This window comes from Paenibacillus donghaensis (assembly GCF_002192415.1).
GTDB lineage: Bacteria > Bacillota > Bacilli > Paenibacillales > Paenibacillaceae > Paenibacillus_AQ > Paenibacillus_AQ donghaensis.
In genome coordinates this window covers 6,088,640-6,105,043 of sequence record NZ_CP021780.1, presented here as the reverse complement: position 1 = coordinate 6,105,043, position 16,404 = coordinate 6,088,640, and the positions used below count along the sequence as shown (strand labels likewise).

At 53.9% G+C, this 16,404-nt stretch carries 13 protein-coding genes and 1 pseudogene; 12 read left to right on the top strand and 2 right to left on the bottom strand.

Annotated features, from left to right (window positions below; genetic code table 11):
• Positions 1 to 127: 127 nt before the first annotated feature.
• Both B9T62_RS27645 and B9T62_RS27640 read right to left on the bottom strand, forming a co-directional pair.
• The gene (locus B9T62_RS27645) at positions 128 to 1,273 is read right to left on the bottom strand and encodes an N-acetylmuramoyl-L-alanine amidase (RefSeq protein ID WP_245864092.1); all 1,146 of its coding nucleotides are present in this window, start codon (positions 1,271 to 1,273) and stop codon (positions 128 to 130) included.
• Positions 1,274 to 1,318: 45 nt separating this feature from the next.
• Positions 1,319 to 2,413 carry an LLM class flavin-dependent oxidoreductase gene (locus tag B9T62_RS27640; RefSeq protein WP_087918212.1) on the bottom strand — a complete coding sequence of 365 codons (1,095 nt, stop codon included), beginning with the start codon at positions 2,411 to 2,413 and terminating at the stop codon, positions 1,319 to 1,321.
• A 683-nt stretch (positions 2,414 to 3,096) separates the two neighbouring features.
• Between B9T62_RS27640 and B9T62_RS27635 the strand changes: the two genes are divergently transcribed.
• The 12 genes and pseudogenes from B9T62_RS27635 to B9T62_RS27575 all read left to right on the top strand — a co-directional run bounded on the left by B9T62_RS27635 (position 3,097) and on the right by B9T62_RS27575 (position 16,225).
• The gene (locus B9T62_RS27635; protein WP_087920453.1) at positions 3,097 to 4,389 is read left to right on the top strand and encodes an arsenic transporter; all 1,293 of its coding nucleotides are present in this window, start codon (positions 3,097 to 3,099) and stop codon (positions 4,387 to 4,389) included.
• Positions 4,390 to 5,082: 693 nt separating this feature from the next.
• Positions 5,083 to 6,678: a stalk domain-containing protein gene (locus B9T62_RS27625; RefSeq protein ID WP_087918210.1), complete on the top strand. Its 1,596-nt coding sequence runs from the start codon at positions 5,083 to 5,085 to the stop codon at positions 6,676 to 6,678.
• A 179-nt stretch (positions 6,679 to 6,857) separates the two neighbouring features.
• On the top strand, positions 6,858 to 7,634 hold the full coding sequence (locus B9T62_RS27620) for an ABC transporter ATP-binding protein (protein ID WP_087918209.1): 777 nt from the start codon (positions 6,858 to 6,860) through the stop codon (positions 7,632 to 7,634).
• Positions 7,635 to 7,708: 74 nt separating this feature from the next.
• Positions 7,709 to 8,506 carry an ABC transporter permease gene (locus B9T62_RS27615; protein ID WP_087918208.1) on the top strand — a complete coding sequence of 266 codons (798 nt, stop codon included), beginning with the start codon at positions 7,709 to 7,711 and terminating at the stop codon, positions 8,504 to 8,506.
• A gap of 24 nt (positions 8,507 to 8,530) precedes the next feature.
• Entirely contained in the window at positions 8,531 to 9,412 is an 882-nt protein-coding gene (locus B9T62_RS27610) for an ABC transporter permease (RefSeq protein WP_245864091.1), read from the top strand.
• A 22-nt stretch (positions 9,413 to 9,434) separates the two neighbouring features.
• A pseudogene (locus B9T62_RS27605) lies at positions 9,435 to 11,041 on the top strand (FAD-dependent oxidoreductase).
• Complete coding sequence (locus B9T62_RS27600; protein ID WP_087918207.1) at positions 11,038 to 11,370, top strand: 4Fe-4S dicluster domain-containing protein; 333 nt, start codon at positions 11,038 to 11,040, stop codon at positions 11,368 to 11,370. Before B9T62_RS27605 ends, B9T62_RS27600 begins: the two are co-directional and overlap by 4 nt.
• 50 nt (positions 11,371 to 11,420) lie before the next feature.
• Positions 11,421 to 12,443 carry an ABC transporter substrate-binding protein gene (locus tag B9T62_RS27595; protein WP_211296360.1) on the top strand — a complete coding sequence of 341 codons (1,023 nt, stop codon included), beginning with the start codon at positions 11,421 to 11,423 and terminating at the stop codon, positions 12,441 to 12,443.
• A 307-nt stretch (positions 12,444 to 12,750) separates the two neighbouring features.
• Positions 12,751 to 13,428, top strand: coding sequence for a Na-translocating system protein MpsC family protein (locus tag B9T62_RS27590; RefSeq protein ID WP_087918206.1), 678 nt, complete (start codon positions 12,751 to 12,753; stop codon positions 13,426 to 13,428).
• A 145-nt stretch (positions 13,429 to 13,573) separates the two neighbouring features.
• Complete coding sequence (locus B9T62_RS27585; protein WP_157794034.1) at positions 13,574 to 13,957, top strand: response regulator; 384 nt, start codon at positions 13,574 to 13,576, stop codon at positions 13,955 to 13,957.
• A gap of 330 nt (positions 13,958 to 14,287) precedes the next feature.
• A complete protein-coding gene (locus B9T62_RS40060) occupies positions 14,288 to 14,635 on the top strand; it encodes a hypothetical protein (protein ID WP_169834442.1) in 348 nt (115 codons plus the stop codon).
• Between the two features lie 513 nt (positions 14,636 to 15,148).
• Positions 15,149 to 16,225 carry a bifunctional 3-deoxy-7-phosphoheptulonate synthase/chorismate mutase gene (locus B9T62_RS27575; RefSeq protein WP_087918203.1) on the top strand — a complete coding sequence of 359 codons (1,077 nt, stop codon included), beginning with the start codon at positions 15,149 to 15,151 and terminating at the stop codon, positions 16,223 to 16,225.
• Positions 16,226 to 16,404 lie beyond the last annotated feature (179 nt).

The following is a 16,404-nucleotide window of genomic DNA, read 5'->3' as shown; positions in this document are numbered from 1 at the left end:
CTCTGGCTAGTATATCCCAAATTCTGCGCTTAAGAAGTTTCAAAAAAGTAATGGCATCTTGATCCGGGTGCCCGATCAAGATGCCATAGGTTACTAAATAAGAATGCCGTGATGATGAACCTGAGGCCTAACGCCGGAAATAATCAGCCATTCCGTTTGCGATGGCCCGGGCCGCTTTTTTCTGATAGGAGGAGGTGCGGACCGTGGACTCGTCTGTAGGATTAGACAGAAACCCAAGCTCTACCAGCGCTGCTGGTGCCCCGTTATTCCGCAGAATGTGATAGTCGCCGAAGGATATTCCGTTACTCTTCAGACCGATGCCCTGGCCAAGCCGGGTTTCCAGCGCGCGGGCCAGTCTCAGGTCATCAGCTTCTGAATAATAGAAGGTCAGGGTCCCGGATACCTTTTTGGGCGAAGAATTGTAATGGATGCTCACAAAAGCGTCCGCCCCCAGCGCCGCGCTGAGTCCCGCCCGCCGCGAGAGCGTGGGCTTCTGGTCGCTGGTGCGGGTCAGCTCGACCCGCGCGCCTGCGTCCCGCAAGTAATCGCGGACATACAGCGCGGTCTGCAGGTTCAAGTCCTTCTCCATCGTATTGTAAGTCGTGCCGATCATGCCCGGATCGCTGCCGCCGTGGCCGGGGTCGACCACAATCAGCTTGCCGCGCAGGCTGCCTGTGGAGGCGGCGGGTACAGCCGCAGAGACTGTCTGGACTGCAGAAGTGCCGCTGCTGCTCAAATATTGCCCGGCCACCCAGCCCTGCTGCCCGCCTGCTGTGCTGATCCGCACCCAGCCATTCTCGCGGGCGAGCGGAGTTACGGAATCGCCTGCTCTCAGCGAGCCCAAGACCTCGTAGCCGGTCCCGGGACCGCTGCGAATCCGCAGGGAATCGGCGGCTACCGAGACCTTGGTTCCCCCGGAGGTTTTAACTGTAGCCGCCGTGGTTGTCGCTTTAGTTGTGGTCGTGGCCGTGGCCGGGGAAGCTTGTGCAGAGCCGCTGACTTTCTTGAGATAATATCCGGCTACCCAGCCGGAGGTCTTGCCGGCCTGCACCTTCATCCAGCCATGCTGCTCATCACTTACCGTGACCAGCGAACCGTTCTTGACCGAGCCTTTAACTGCCGCGTCTTTGGCCGGCTCGCTGCGCACGGTCAACGAATCCGCGTACACCTTGGCCGTATAACTTCCGGCGGCCGACGCCTTGTCCGGCGAAGGTCCGCTCCAGCCCAATAAACATGCGGCAAGCGTTGCGATTCCTGTTAGTTTTCTCATCATGTCATATCCCCGCTTCCGGTTATGGATGTGTGGCTTCTGGCAGGTTCAGGGCGCCATAATTCTGGTCTTGGCGGCAATTTCACGCCGGACGACCGGGGCCACCTCGGTGGCGAGCAGTTCAATTGCCGCAGCAACCTTGGCGAAGGGCAGACCGCCAATATCCAGCTGGGTCATGAAGCGGCTGTGCCCGAACAGCTCATGCTGGTAGAGGATCTTCTCAATGATCTGCTGCGGGCTGCCGACAGCAAGGGTATTGTCATGCGCAACCTGTTGTCCGAATTCGCTGCGTGATACCCGGTACTGTGTCCCGGAGGTAGGGCTGATCGAATTGCGGTAGCTATAATAGTAAGGATAATATTCATCCAGCGCCTGCTGTGAGGTTTGGGCAATGTAGCCATGGCTGGTAATGGCAATCTTCAGCGCTTCCGGCGAGTGCCCTGCCTTGCGGCCGGCGGTGCGGTAGATCTCCGCTAGCGGCTGGAGCGGCTTCGGGTCGCCGCTGAGGATGGCAATGGCCATGCCGGTTCCGAGCGTACCGGCTTTCTCCGCGCTCTCCGGGGAGCCGCCTATGCCGACCCAGAGCGGCAGCCGCTGCTGAAGCGGACGCGGAGCAATCTCGGCGTTCTTCAGCGGGGAGCGGAACGCTCCGCTCCAATTCATCACCTCATTGCGGTTCAGCTCCAGCAGCAGGTCGATATTCTCGGCGAATAGCCGGTGGTAGTCATCGATCTCATAGCCGAACAGGGGGAAGGATTCCACGAAGGCGCCCCGTCCGGCAATGATCTCGGCCCGTCCGTCCGACAGCAGATCCAGCGTGGCGAAGTCCTCGAACACCCGTACCGGATCAATCGTGCTCAGAACGGTAGTGGCGCTGGTCAGCTTGATCCGCCGCGTCTCGCGCGCGATGGCCGCAAGCACCACCGGCACAGAAGAGATCACGAAATCAAGCCGGTGATGCTCACCGACCCCGAACACATCCAGTCCGGCCTCGTCGGCAAGCTTGGCGGCTAAGATCACTTCCTCCAGCCGCTGCCGCGGAGAGATTGTCTGTCCGGTGTGACAGTCCTGCACGATATCCCCCAGCGTATAGATTCCAAACTCAAAGCCGCCCGCAGGCTTCTTCGGCAATTCATTATTCATCTTCACAAGCCCCTTGTATTCAAATTATTTCTTGGTTGGCATACAGCCAGTCCGATAAATTGACGATTGTGAGCATTATACCACAATCTCTTACTTAAAGTAAGCGTAAGGACTGCGTAGGAATTCTTAGAAGCTACTAGTACAGCGTTTCAGAAGTCCTTACCCGGGCATGCCCCTGATCTGTAAAGCAGGGTGTAGTGTAACGTTTGGAACCCGCAATGAGGAAGGACGACCACTGAAGCAGCGCAGGGCCGCTAGCTTCAAGCTCAGCGGGCCATATATAGTCACCTACTGCCCAAAATGCCTGCAATCATACCGTTTTTTTCGTGCGAAAACGGTCTTCGGGACCGAAAGCCTGCAAAAGTGCAGGAATTTACACCTCCAGCGCTGTTTCGATGAACCAACTGCCGGAAAACCTGCACTTTTACAAGAATTCAGCGAACAAGGAGAAGAGAAGAGGAAATTCCTGTATTTTTGCAGGAATATCTCTCCGGGTGAGCATCTTGACCCTTCGTCCATAAGCTTTGGTCTTGGAAACTGGGGAAACGGAGAAGGAACTTATGAAACGGACTGCTAGACGTTGAATGTTAGTATGAGCTATAAATTATGATGATTAAACCGATGTATTGTCTTATGATAAGAGGAAATGTTTGCGCGGAGTAGAATGGGAGAGTGAAGCAGCGGTGTCTGTCGTGTTGGCCTGTTTGATATTTGTAATAACCATAACGCTTGTGATCTGGCAGCCTAAGGGGCTGTCGATTGGATATTCCGCTTGCGGAGGGGCGATTCTGGCCTTGGCGGCCGGGGTGGTCAGCTTCAGTGATGTAGTAGATGTAACGGGAATCGTCTGGAATGCCACACTGGCGTTCGTAGCCATTATTCTAATCTCCCTGGTTCTGGACAGCATCGGCTTCTTTGAGTGGGCGGCTCTTCATATGGCTGCGGCGGCAAGGGGCAGCGGCGTGCGGATGTTCCTGTATGTGACCGTATTCGGGGCCATCGTTACGGCGCTGTTCACCAATGACGGCGGGGCGCTGATCCTGACGCCGATTGTGCTGGCAATGGTGCGGGCGCTGAATTTCGATGAGCGCAAGGTGTTTCCGTTCGTGATCGCCAGCGGGTTCATCGCCGATACGACCTCATTGCCATTGGTGGTCAGCAATCTCGTCAATATTGTCTCAGCCGATTTCTTCGGTATTTCCTTTATGGAATACGCCGCTCATATGGTTGTGCCGAATCTGTTCTCGCTGGCCGCAAGCACGGGGGTGCTGTATTTCTTTTTCCGAAGCAGCATTCCGAAACATTTCGACAGCGAGGAACTGAAGCTGCCCGCGGAGGCGATCAAGGATAAACGGATGTTTACCCTCTCCTGGTTTGTGCTTGCTGCTCTGCTGGCTGGCTACTTGTTCGGCGGTCTGCTGCATATCCCGGTCTCGGCAATTGCCGGAATCGTGGCATTGGTATTCCTGATTATGGCCAGCCGAAGTCCAGCCGTCCCTGTGAAGCGGGTCGTCAAGAGTGCGCCTTGGGCGATTGTTTTTTTCTCTGTGGGAATGTATGTGGTGGTGTATGGGCTTCGCAATGCGGGCTTAACCAGATTGCTGGGCACCATCATTCAGGATGCTGCTGAACATGGCGTGCTGGCCGCCACGCTGGCGATGGGATTTCTCGCGGCCCTGCTGTCCTCTCTAATGAACAATCTGCCCACGGTGCTGATCAATGCGCTGGCGATTGACACTACCACGGTTACCGCTCCTGTGAAGGAAGCGCTGATCTACGCCAATGTCATTGGCTCGGACCTGGGGCCGAAGATCACCCCAATCGGCTCGCTGGCGACCTTGCTGTGGCTGCATGTGCTCTCAGGCAAAGGCGTGAAGATCTCCTGGGGAACTTACTTTAGAACGGGTATTATCCTTACAGTGCCCACGCTGTTCTTCACCTTGCTTGGACTGTACCTCTGGCTGCTCATCTTCTGATTGCACCCTTTAGCTAAACTGTCTTGTTCGCAGAGAAATCTGTGGAGAGGCAGTTTTTTTGTTGTATAGGGTCTTGCGCATTGCGAAGGAACAGCCCGCCCTTGCCCTTAGGGTCTCGCGCATTGCGAAGGAACAGCCTGCTCTTGCCCTTAGGGTCTTGCGCATTCCGAAGGAACAGCCTGCTCTTGCCCTTAGGATCTTGCGCATTCCGAAGGAACAGCCCGCCCTTGCCCTTAGGATCTTGCGCATTCCGAAGGAACAGCCTGCTCTTGCCCTTAGGATCTTGCGCATTCCGAAGGAACAGCCTGCTCTTGCCCTTAGGATCTTGCGCATTCCGAAGGAACAGCCCGCCCTTACGCTTTCGCCCTTAACCCCCTGCCGTGTATCCCGTAAGGGAAAGCGGCCAGCCCCAGCGGCGTCCAAGCGGTCCCGCAGGGATAAGCGGTCCTACATCCCAGCCTCCTAATCACAGTACCGCCAATCTCATTCGCCAAACTTGCGGGAGTCCAGAGGGTGCAGCCCTCTGGGGCCCTCCCTTGGAAGGGAGGGTTTGGGTGGGATCGATAGGTTTGAAACTTTTTTTACAACAACAGTGATCCAAATCCCCCATCCCTGCGTTTCATCCATGTAAGCAACAACAGAAGATCACCTGGGCAGTGCTTCACAAACCCAATCCATGAGGAGGAATGTAACATGTTTAAAATGAGAAAATTACTTGCTCCAATGTTGAGTCTGACACTGCTTCTGCCTACGATGGCGAACGCAGCTACGGTACAGTCGATCGCCAAGGTGGATACGCCGGCCGTTGAACTTAGAGCTGCGCTGGATCATCTGCTCTCCGAGCACTTTGTCCTGGCGGTTGCAGCAATGACGAAAGCCTACGATGGCTCACAGGATGCCGCTGCTGCATACTGGGCTCTGGACCAGAACGCGCTGGACATGCAGCCGGCGATTGAATCGCTGTACGGCAAGGCAGGCGGAGCCGAATTTGAACGGATCTTCCGTGAACATAACAAATACACCGATGAGCTGGTGAAAGCGACGAAGTCGAAGGATGCCGCAGCTATTCAACAAGCAGAACAGGAAGTACAGGGTTTTGTTACTGAGTTTGCCGCCTTCCTGAGCACAGCAACCGAAGGCAATCTGCCTAAGACGGCCGCCGAGCAAGCGCTGCGCAGCCACGAAGACCACGTGCAGGACACCTTTGAAGCTTATGTAGCCGGAGATTATGCCGCTGCCTACAAGACCTACCGTGAAGGCTACAAGGAAATGTTCACCATCAGCAAAGTGTTGTCCACCGCGATTGTGACTCAAATGCCGGAGAAATTCGAGAATACCAAAGCAGACACCAAGGCCGGAGATCTGCGGTCGGCACTGAACGGTGTAGCAGCTGAGCATTTTGCACTCTCGGCACTGGAAATGCAGAAGCAATTCGACGGCAAAGCCGATTACATGGCCCTGATTAATGCAGAGGCCGGCAATACCGCCGATTTCAAAGCTGCAGTGACATCCGTTTACGGTGCTGCGGGCGGAGATGCTTTTGAACAGATTTGGGTAGGCGACCATATTAAAGCGCAAAGCGACTATGTAACAGCAGTCAAAAATAACGATGCCGCTGCCAAAGCAGCCGTTCTGGCCCGCATCGACAGCTTCGGTATGGAACTCGGGAAGTTCCTGGGTACAGCTACTGCCGAGCATCTGCCTACAGCGACTGCGCAAGCTTCGCTGAAGGTGCATGAAGGCCAGGTGCAGGCTACCTTTGATCAATATGCTGCCGGAAATTATAGCGGTTCATACACCGCCAACCGTGAAGGCTACAAAACTATGTTTGGTGTAGGTAAAGCTCTTTCTGGAGCCATTGTTGCCCAGTTCAACGACAAATTCCAGGAAGCTGCTGCTCCTGCCGACATGACAACGGTCTGGATGAAGCTGAACAGCATGGACCTCCACATTAATGGAACAGTAACCAAGATGGACACTGTACCTTCGAACATGATGGGAACCACTTATATCCCGCTGCGTTACCTGGGTGAAGGTATTGGTGCGGAAGTGAAATATGACCATGCCACCAGCTCCGTGTGGGTAATGGCAGGCGGAGACACCCTGAAATTCTGGATTGGCAAAAACGTGATGGAAGTCAACGGAGTACAGAAGTCCGTAGGCGCCAAGGTATTTATCAATGAGGACGGCAGAACAATGGTGCCGCTGCGTTTCATCGCTGAGCTTCTGCAGTGGGATGTAGCCTGGAACCAGCAGGCTGGAATCATTACATTGACGAAATCCATGTGAGATAGTGTTGACAGCTTTCTGAATAGGTGATATTTTAAATATACAAATTCCAATGGTTTTACTTTGGATTATATGACCGACTGTTCAAACAGAGGTGTTCGCGGAAGACAACCGCGGATACCTCTGTTTTTTTGTGTACCGGCAATGAAGGTTTGTCTCATCAAGAAGGAGGAGCTGAAATGGGAGCAGCATTACTATCCATCGCCAGGCTGAACAAACAGTTTGAGACGGCTGCAGGACCGGTTCACGCGCTGCATAATGTGGATTTGCAGGTTCAGGAGGGTGAGCTGATTACGGTCATTGGTCCCAGCGGCTGCGGTAAAAGCACTTTACTGCGGATTATCGCTGGACTGGATCTGGGATATACAGGCAGTGTTACGCTTGAAGGCGCCGAGATTGGCGGGCCGGGTGTGGATAAGGGATTTATCTTTCAGGAGCACCGACTCTTCCCCTGGCTTACAGTGGAGAAGAATATTGCTGCTGATCTGCCGCTTGGCAAGCCGGAAATCCGGCGGAAGGTGGATGAGCTGATCAGCCTGGTGAAACTGAACGGCTTCGAGAAATCCTATCCCCGCGAGCTGTCGGGGGGAATGGCTCAGCGGGTGTCCATCGCGCGGGCGTTGCTGCGCAATCCCAAGGTGCTGCTGCTTGATGAGCCGTTTGGAGCGCTGGACGCCTTTACCCGCGCCCATATGCAGAGTGTGCTGCTCGATATCTGGCGCGCGAACCGGACGACGATGATTTTTGTAACCCATGATATTGATGAAGCTGTATTTCTCGGCAGCCGGGTAGTGGTTCTGGAGCCGCGTCCCGGGAAGATTCGCAGCATTGTGCCGATAGATCTGCCCTATCCGCGCAAGAAATCCAATATATCCTTTCAGGAGCTGCGGCTGAAGGTGATGAATGTATTTGAGAAGGTGGATGAGCTGGAGCTGACGGATGGTGCGGGAATCTAAAATTTTTGCCGGCTATAATCCGACTTAACATATGTGAATTATTTACTATAAGAGACAAGGAGGTCGATGAAGCCATGACAACCCGATCACTGGCGGCAACCGCCGGCAGGCGACCCGGTAAAGTGGCAGCCCTGGGGCTCCTGCTGCCGGGCAGTGTTGTTATTCTATGGCAGCTCCTCAGCCATTATGGAATGATTTCGGAAATGCTGTTTCCATCGCCCCTTACGATTGCCCAATCCTTTATAACATTATCCGCTTCAGGCGATCTATGGGATAACTTCAGCATCAGTGCAGGCAGGGTATTTGCAGGTTTCCTGCTTGGAGGAGGACTCGGACTGTTCCTCGGACTGTTGACAGGACTATTTCGCAGATCGGAGCGGCTGCTGGACCCTTCCCTGCAAATGATCCGGATGGTGCCCAGCCTTGCCGTGGTGCCGTTGTTTATTCTTTGGTTTGGCATCGGCGAGGAATCCAAGATTTTGCTGATCGCCAAGGGTGCTTTTTTTCCGCTCTACATTAATACATTTATGGGTATTCGCGGAGTGGACAATAAGTTGTTTGAGGTGGCTCGCGTACTGGGCTTCAGCAGGCTGAAGCAGGTGCTGCGGCTGGTGCTTCCGGCAGCGCTGCCGAACATTATATTGGGAGTGCGCCTGTCGCTGGGCCTTTCCTGGCTGGGGCTTGTTGTCGCCGAGCTGATTGCTTCAACCTCCGGCATCGGGTATATGATGTCCGACGCCCGCCAGTTTGCCGACACTCCGGTTGTTTTCGTAGGAATTATGGTGTTTGCCGTTGCCGGCCTGGCCAGTGATTCGATTATTCGGCTAGGAGAACAACGGCTGCTGCGCTGGCAGGATCAATATCAGGGATAAACGGGCGAATAAGGAGGGAACAGCATGAGTGATCAGATAGAAGCCCTAATCAAGGCTTCCAAAGGAATCATGGAGGCCAAGGACTACAGTGGTACGGCTGCTGTGCGGGTGAAAACAGTCAGGCAACCTGTAAACAGCAGCAGCGGGATTCTGGCTAACCTTGCCACAGGAGCGGCAATCCCGGTTGGCGTAATATTCCTGTGGCAGCTGGCAGGCAGCTTCGGCTGGATTTCGCCGCAGTTTCTGCCCGCGCCGTTGGCTATTTTTCGGGCATTGGCCGGGCTTGCTGCCAGCGGCGAACTAATTCATCACCTGGGTGTCAGCCTGGGCAGAGCGGGGGCCGGCTTTGTGCTTGGTGGCTGTCTGGGCCTTGTGCTGGGACTGCTGAATGGCTTGTTCCGCAAGGTCGAGTATCTGCTGGACCCCAGCATTCAAGTGCTTAGACTTGTGCCTCATCTGGCGATTGCACCGCTCATCATTCTCTGGTTTGGGTTCGGCGAGGTCTCCAAGATTGTGATTATTATGAGTGGTGCTTTCTTCCCGCTGTATATCCATACGTTCATGGGCATTCGCGGAGTGGACAATAAGCTGTTTGAGGTTGCCCGGGTGCTTGGCTTCAACTCCTATCAGACCTTGCACAGACTGATCCTGCCTGCGGCACTGCCCGGCATATTGCTCGGCCTGCGGCTGTCTCTGGCTGTAGCCTGGATAGGGCTTGTTGTCGCTGAATTGATCGGCTCGCAGTCCGGGGTAGGCTTCCTTATTAATGAAGGCAAACAGAATTCCAATACGGAGATCGTGTTTGCAGGGATACTGATTTTTGCTATTGTCGGCAAGCTGATTGATTCATTATTCCGCGTTATAGAACGCAGATTTCTGTTCTGGCGTGATAACTATCAAGGTTGACGAATCGGGGGAGGAACCACATATGAGTAATGGGGCAGAGCAAAGAGCGGCAGATTATATTGCAGATGTACTTGTGATTGGCGGAGGGCCGGCAGGGACATGGGCTGCTCTGGCGGCATCAGCCAGAGGAGCAAAGGTGATTCTGGTGGATAAAGGGTACTGCGGCTCCAGCGGAGCGACTGCGCCTTCGGGAACCGGCGTATGGTATGTGCAGCCGGACCAGGAGCTCCGGGAGCAAGCCAAAGCAAGCCGTTTCGAGATGGGCGGCCAGCTTGCCGAACACCGCTGGATGGACCGGGTGCTGGACCGCACGTACGAGAATATGAACAAGCTGGGTGTATCCGGTTATCCATTCCCTGCGGATGAAGAGGGCAATCCGTACCGCAGAGGTCTGCAGGGGCCAGAATATATGCGGCTGATGCGCAAGCTGGTGAAGAAAGCGGGCGTGCGCATTCTGGACCACAGTCCTGTGCTGGAGCTGCTGGCTGATGAACACGGCGTGGCCGGAGCCGCCGGTGTGCAGACCCAGAGCGGTCAAACCTGGAGGATACAGGCAGGGCCGTTGTCATTGCCACCGGCGGCTGCGCTTTCCTCAGCAACGCCCTGGGCTGCAATGTGCTTACAGGCGACGGCTATTTGTTCGCCGCTGAAGCGGGAGCCAGCTTGTCGGGGATGGAATTCTCCAATGCTTATGCAATCTGCCCGACGTTCTCTTCTGTAACCAAGACGGCGTATTACAGCTACGCCAGCTTCTATTACGAGGATGGAAGTGTTGTGGAAGGAGCAGGCTCGAAGAAAGGCCGCTCCGTGATCGCCCGCAATCTGCTTGCCGGTCGGCAGGTATATGCCAAGCTGGATGGGGCTTCCGAGGATCTGAGGCCGCTGCTGCGGGTGGCACAGACCAATTTCTTCCTCCCGTTTGACCGCAGGGGAATCGATCCCTTCAAGGAAGCCTTTCCCGTTACCCTGCGCCTGGAAGGAACCGTGCGCGGCACGGGCGGCATTCGTATCGCCGATGAGAGCTGCGGAACCGGCATCCCTGGCCTGTATGCAGCCGGGGATGCTGCAACCCGCGAGCTGATCTGCGGCGGGTTCACAGGCGGAGGGAGCCATAATGCGGCTTGGGCGATGTCCTCCGGCTCGTTCGCCGGGGAAGGCGCGGCCTCCTATGTGCAGACTCTGGGCCGGCATGCCGCGTTGCGCAGCCCGGTCGGCCTATCCTCGTCGCCGCTTGTTCATCAGGAGGTGAAGGCGGGGACGGCTGCCAGAACGGCGGAATATGTGGAAGCTGTACAGGCTGAAGTGAAGCCTTACGACATCAATCTGTTCCGTACGGAGGCTGGGCTGACCTCATCGCTGGGCCGGCTGGAAGGGCTGTGGAAGGACCAGCGCGGCCGTGAAATCCAGCGCACCATGGAAGGGGTCAAAGCGCGTGAAGTGCAGGCAATGACAGCCACGGCCCGATGGATGTACAGCTCAGCGCTGGCCCGCACCGAAACCAGAGGCATGCATAAACGGGAGGATTTCAAGGCAACCGATGAAGGCCAGCATCACCGACTGATCAGCGGCGGCCTGGATCAGGTCTGGGTCAAGCCGGAGAGCGTAGTGAAGGAGGGTGTTCTATCGTGATAGAGATCATCAGTGCGGATAGGTGTATTGAATGCAATCAATGTGTATCCGTCTGCCCAACCAACGTCTATGACCGCGTAGAGAACGGGATTCCGGTGATTGCCAGGCAGAGCGACTGCCAGACCTGCTTCATGTGTGAGCTGTATTGCCCGGCTGATGCCTTGTATGTAGCGCCGGATTCCGAGGGATTGACCGGGATTACTGAAGCAGAGATCCAACGGGAAGGTTTGCTTGGCGGCTACAGGGAGAAGGTAGGCTGGGGCCGGGGCAGGCAGCCTGTAGCCAGCCATGAGTATATGGTGAAGCTGGCAGCCCGGGCCGGGTTCTGAGCTGTCACGAATGAGATAACCGCATATTTGCAGGTGAAGGGGAGACAACAATGAGACAGGTCACAGGTTATCGCACATTGCTTTCAACAGGTATTATTATGATTATGCTGCTGCTGCAGGCCTGCGGCAGCAATGCCGCAACACAGGACCCTGAGACTGCGGCAGCAGAGGGTTCTAATTCTAAGGAGCAGAGTAATGTTCCGGCTGTACTGAATTATGGCTATATCGGTTCGAACAAGCTCAATGTGCCCGGAGGAGCAGAGGGCTGGGGCTTCTATAAAGGAATCATCCAAGAGGAGCTGAAGAAGCACGGGATCAACGAAGTGAAGCTGACAGGCTTCCCCAATGGACCGGACCAGACAGAGTCCCTGATCAGCGGACGGCTTGATTTCGGCAGCCTGGGAGATACTCCGGCCATTATTGCTTATGCTTCCGGTGCCAAGACCCGCCTGATTACCCAATCCATGACCAATAACGTAGGGTATGTAATCGCCAGGAAGGGAGGTCCGACAACCCTTAAAGAATTGCAAGGCGCAACGATCGGCATTCAGAAGGGCTCGTTCATGCACCGTTATATCGTCGGACTGCTGAAGGAGGAAGGGGTGACCGATTATAAGCTGGTTCATATGCTCAGACCCGATGGTACAGCTGCGTTGGCCCGGGGGGATATTGATGCTATGACCAATAGCGGAATCTTTGCTCTGAGCCAAATTCAGGAAGGCTATACCAGCCTTGATGATGCCAGCAAACATCCTGAATTGCTCGGCTCCAGCGTAACTGTAGTTTCAGAGGATTATTTGAGTAAGTTTCCGGACTTTCCCAAGGTGTGGAATGACGCCCGGCAGAAGGCCTTGGCAGATCTGAAGCAGCATGAAGCAGAGTATTATCAGTTTCTGGCCGAGATCAACAACACAACCCCTGAGCTCGCGGAGCAGGTCAGCCCAATCAGCGAGATTAAGGATACCGCCTTCACGGAAGAGGGGCTGAAGCTGCTGGAAGGCACCAAGACTTTCCTTGTGGAAGAAAAGCTGGCGAAACGTGATTTCCCGATAGCAGAGTGGCAGCTGCAATAAATATTGGCGGAGAAACCCATTGACCCTTCATACCAGGGTGGCCTGCAGGTTCCACGGACCGGCAGCCACCCTGGTATGATTCTGTCTGGGCAAGGGGAAGCTGTTAACTATATTCCTCTCCAGGAAATGTCTAACGTTCTTATGGCTTTGGGCTGCTGCATCCGGCTCCCAGAAGTCTGGGGATTTTTTTGTGTGTACGAACTTCGCCGTTGCTATTATACTAAGTGAACGAACCGTTTTTTCAGCGAACGGTGCGGCTCCCCAGAGCAGGCAACAGAGACAAGAATAGAATGCTGGAGGAAATTAGATGAGTACGACTGAACTTACTAGCCAACTTGCCAGTTACGCTGGAAGATTGCTGCGAGAACGATTTGGGAAAGGTCCTGAATCCATATATGCTTCAATAGGGGAACAATGTATAACGCTTCATATCCGCAACTTTATTGGACCTGTGGAGACATTTCTTCTGAATAAGGAAGAGGAGCAGGCTTTTCGTTACACACGGGAGCTGATGATGAAATCGCTGCTGCCTGAATTATCAGCATATCTTAGTAACACTATGGCAGTTGAAGTAGGCGAGCTTTTCTATGATTGGGGGATACATAACGCTTCGGGAATGATTGTGGCTCTGATCAAGACAGAGGGCACGGCACCCGATCTTTATGCGGGCCGGGAAGAGGTTCATGCCCAGATCAACGAAGTGAGCCGGCTTGTCCAGAAGGAGCCCGTGCATACCGATTCCTGGTGGCAGAATCCGCGCACTCTGATTATTAAGCGTGAAGGTATCCTGATCCCTCTGGAGAAGGAATTAATCGGCCTTGGGTATGAGAATACGCTCAAGACCACGAAACGGAAGATGGAGAAGCGGTATCTGCAGGATACGACAACCATTGCACCCATGCTGGGCAAGGAGCTGTCTGATATTTATGTCGATTGGGATCTGGATAAGGACACAAGTGTAATAGCATATACGTTTACCAATTAAATACAAGCAGGTGGAAATGAGTCGGACACGACAGTGAGCCGAACATGAGCCGAAGAGGGGGGATAGACCCTTTCTTCGGTTTTTTTATTTTTTGTGGTGCAACAAGGCATCCGGCATGGGGGTGTTTTTAAGGGGGAATGCAGGAATGGAAGAACACAAGCAGACGGTATTATATGTTGAAGATAACCCGCTGAACATGGAATTGATGCACCATATCTTCAGAAAAAATCTTCCCGCAGTACAGCTGCTCAAAGCGGAGACGGCAGAGAGCGGTCTGCAGATTGCCGAGCAGCAGCAGCCGGATCTGATTATTCTGGATATTGGCTTGCCAGACCTGGATGGTTATGAAGCTATGGAATATCTGAAGAAGGATCAACGTACATGCCATATTCCTGTGCTGGCCATTAGTGCATTTGCACAGCAGGCCGATATCCAAAGGGCGGAACAAGTCGGTTTTGCGGGATATGTCACCAAGCCTATTCAGGTTAAAGCCTTCACCAGGACCGTGGAGCAACTGCTGGGGGGTTAGTTCTGAAACAGGCTGAAACAAGAAAGATGCAAGATACAGGGATGCCGCTCTGGGGAGAGGATATTCACTTTTAATGTTTTTACAATTTGCTTTTTTTGTTAATTGACTTTAGCCCTGTTATACAAGATATTTATATTAAATACTTGAAGAGTAATAGGCCGGAATTACTCACGAACGGGCGGGTGAATAGGATGTTGAAGCAGCAGACGAAACTCTGGATGAAGCTTCGGCAAGCATACATAAGCAGTTGATCGGGACTCTGGAACAAGCAAAGCTCCCTTATTTGGAGTGCGAGCTGAAGCTGGTATCTGAAGTGGGGATTCCCGTGCTATGCAGGTGCAGACGGTGCTGGTCATCCATCCGTTAACAGGAGCCGGGCTGTATTATATCCTGAATATGATGATGTTGCCGGATCAGCAGATGGAAGATGTCGATGAAGTGCCGAACCGCTCGTTAGACGAGTTGGGCCTTCTGATCGCCGTCAATATCAAGGATATTGTGTATATATCGGGCTCCGATGATCTTTGCCGTTATTGCTCGCCTTCGGTGCGCGAAGTGCTGGGCTACCCAAATCCTGAAGAAGACTCTGCCTCCCGGTCAGCTCCCGGTCATTATCGCAGTTACAGCCAATGCCCTGAAGGGGGACCGCGAGAAATGTCTGGAAGCGGGAATGGATGACTACATCAGCAAACCGCTGGGGATCGAAGCCCTAAACCGCTTGATCAGCAAATATATATAATTTGAGATTTATAATTAACGCTGCACTGCGGTGAATTGATATCTTGCGCCAATATTGCTTTTTGATTAAGATAGCAGAAACCAGTGCCGAAGAAGCACTGTATAGCTGGAAAGATCATGACGAAGAGAGTAGACGCTGGAAACGGATCATAACAGGGAAGGTGTGCCGGAGACTGAGAGCACCCTCGTGAGACGGCTGGCGTTGAAGTTCACTTCCGAGTTGGCCCCTGAAGTATTGTGCTGCTGAAGCATCAATATGGGTAGGGTGGCCCGCGCCCCGCGTTAACGGGTGAAAGACAGAATGAATACTGCAGTCAGGGCAATGCAATCCAGGTAATGGACCGGCTAAGCAGATTAATTCTAAATAAGGGTGGTACCACGGCTCCTCGTCCCTTGCGGCGGGGGGTCTTTTTGCGTTCAAATATGTATTCTAACCAAAGGGAGTGGAAGGTAATGAGCAATGTGGAGTTGGATGAGTTAAGAGGCCGTCTGGATGAGATTAACGGTAAGCTGCTGGAGCTGATCTCCGAGCGTGCGGCTGTTGTGCAGGAGATTGGCGTGATCAAGGAGAAGCAGGGTGTGCCCAAATTCGATCCTGAACGGGAGAAGAAAATGCTGGATGAGCTGGTGGCAAGCAACAAAGGACCGTTCACCGGCAGTACAATCCGCAGCCTCTTCAAACAGATTTTCTCGGCCTCGCTGGACTTGCAGAGCGATGAGCACAAAAAAACATTGCTGGTAGCCCGCAAGAGTCATAAGGAAGATACAGTTATTGTTCTGCCAGGAGAGGTTACAGTTGGCGGAGCGTCCTCGCTGATGGTTGCTGGCCCTTGTTCTGTGGAGAGCGAGCTGCAGACCCGCACCGTAGCCGCTGCTCTGCAGAAAGCCGGTGTGCGTGTTATGCGCGGCGGCGCCTTCAAGCCCCGTACCTCACCGTATGATTTCCAGGGTCTTGGCATGGAGGGGCTGCGGATTCTGCGCGAAGCGGCAAGTGAATACGGGCTGCTGACCATCAGTGAGATCGTAGATCCGCGCCATATTGAAGAAGCGCTGGATTATGTCGACATTATCCAGATCGGCGCCCGCAATATGCATAATTTCGAGCTGCTGAAGGCGGTAGGGGAAGTCAACAAGCCGGTGTTGCTGAAGCGCGGACTGTCCGCCACGCTGGACGAATTCGTACATGCAGCGGAGTACATCATGTCTCGCGGCAATACACAGGTTATGCTGATCGAGCGGGGGATTCGTACTTATGAGCGCTCAACCCGCAATACGCTGGATATCTCAGCCGTTCCGATTCTGAAGCAGGAATGCCATCTGCCGGTACTGGTTGATGTGACTCACTCCACAGGACGCAAGGATATCATGCTTCCTTGCGCCAAGGCTGCGCTGGCTGCCGGAGCCGACGGCATCATGATTGAGGTGCATCCTGATCCTGCGACAGCCTTGTCCGATGCGGCGCAGCAGCTGAATATTGATGAGTTCAACACCTTCATGAAGGAAATGAATGCATCCGGATTATTCCGGTAATTGACGACTACAGGAGATATAGAATAAACGAGATATACGCAGGATAAAGAAGCATACACCCAAGATAAACGCTTACAGGACCGGTTTGACTTTTTGTGAAGGCTAAGGCGGGTCGGGTACAATAAGGAACATTAGCGTTGCATCGGACCCGGGGCCTCGGAGGAGGCCCAACAACCTTA

Excerpts from the sequence above, each read along its gene's own strand:
- B9T62_RS27645 (WP_245864092.1), bottom strand. The coding sequence starts at position 1,273 with ATGATGAGAAAACTAACAGGAATCGCAACGCTTGCCGCATGTTTATTG.
- B9T62_RS27640 (WP_087918212.1), bottom strand. The coding sequence starts at position 2,413 with ATGAATAATGAATTGCCGAAGAAGCCTGCGGGCGGCTTTGAGTTTGGA.
- B9T62_RS27625 (WP_087918210.1), top strand. The coding sequence starts at position 5,083 with ATGTTTAAAATGAGAAAATTACTTGCTCCAATGTTGAGTCTGACACTG.
- B9T62_RS27620 (WP_087918209.1), top strand. The coding sequence starts at position 6,858 with ATGGGAGCAGCATTACTATCCATCGCCAGGCTGAACAAACAGTTTGAG.
- B9T62_RS27615 (WP_087918208.1), top strand. The coding sequence starts at position 7,709 with ATGACAACCCGATCACTGGCGGCAACCGCCGGCAGGCGACCCGGTAAA.
- B9T62_RS27610 (WP_245864091.1), top strand. The coding sequence starts at position 8,531 with ATGAGTGATCAGATAGAAGCCCTAATCAAGGCTTCCAAAGGAATCATG.
- B9T62_RS27595 (WP_211296360.1), top strand. The coding sequence starts at position 11,421 with ATGAGACAGGTCACAGGTTATCGCACATTGCTTTCAACAGGTATTATT.
- B9T62_RS27590 (WP_087918206.1), top strand. The coding sequence starts at position 12,751 with ATGAGTACGACTGAACTTACTAGCCAACTTGCCAGTTACGCTGGAAGA.
- B9T62_RS27585 (WP_157794034.1), top strand. The coding sequence starts at position 13,574 with ATGGAAGAACACAAGCAGACGGTATTATATGTTGAAGATAACCCGCTG.
- B9T62_RS40060 (WP_169834442.1), top strand. The coding sequence starts at position 14,288 with ATGCAGGTGCAGACGGTGCTGGTCATCCATCCGTTAACAGGAGCCGGG.
- B9T62_RS27575 (WP_087918203.1), top strand. The coding sequence starts at position 15,149 with ATGAGCAATGTGGAGTTGGATGAGTTAAGAGGCCGTCTGGATGAGATT.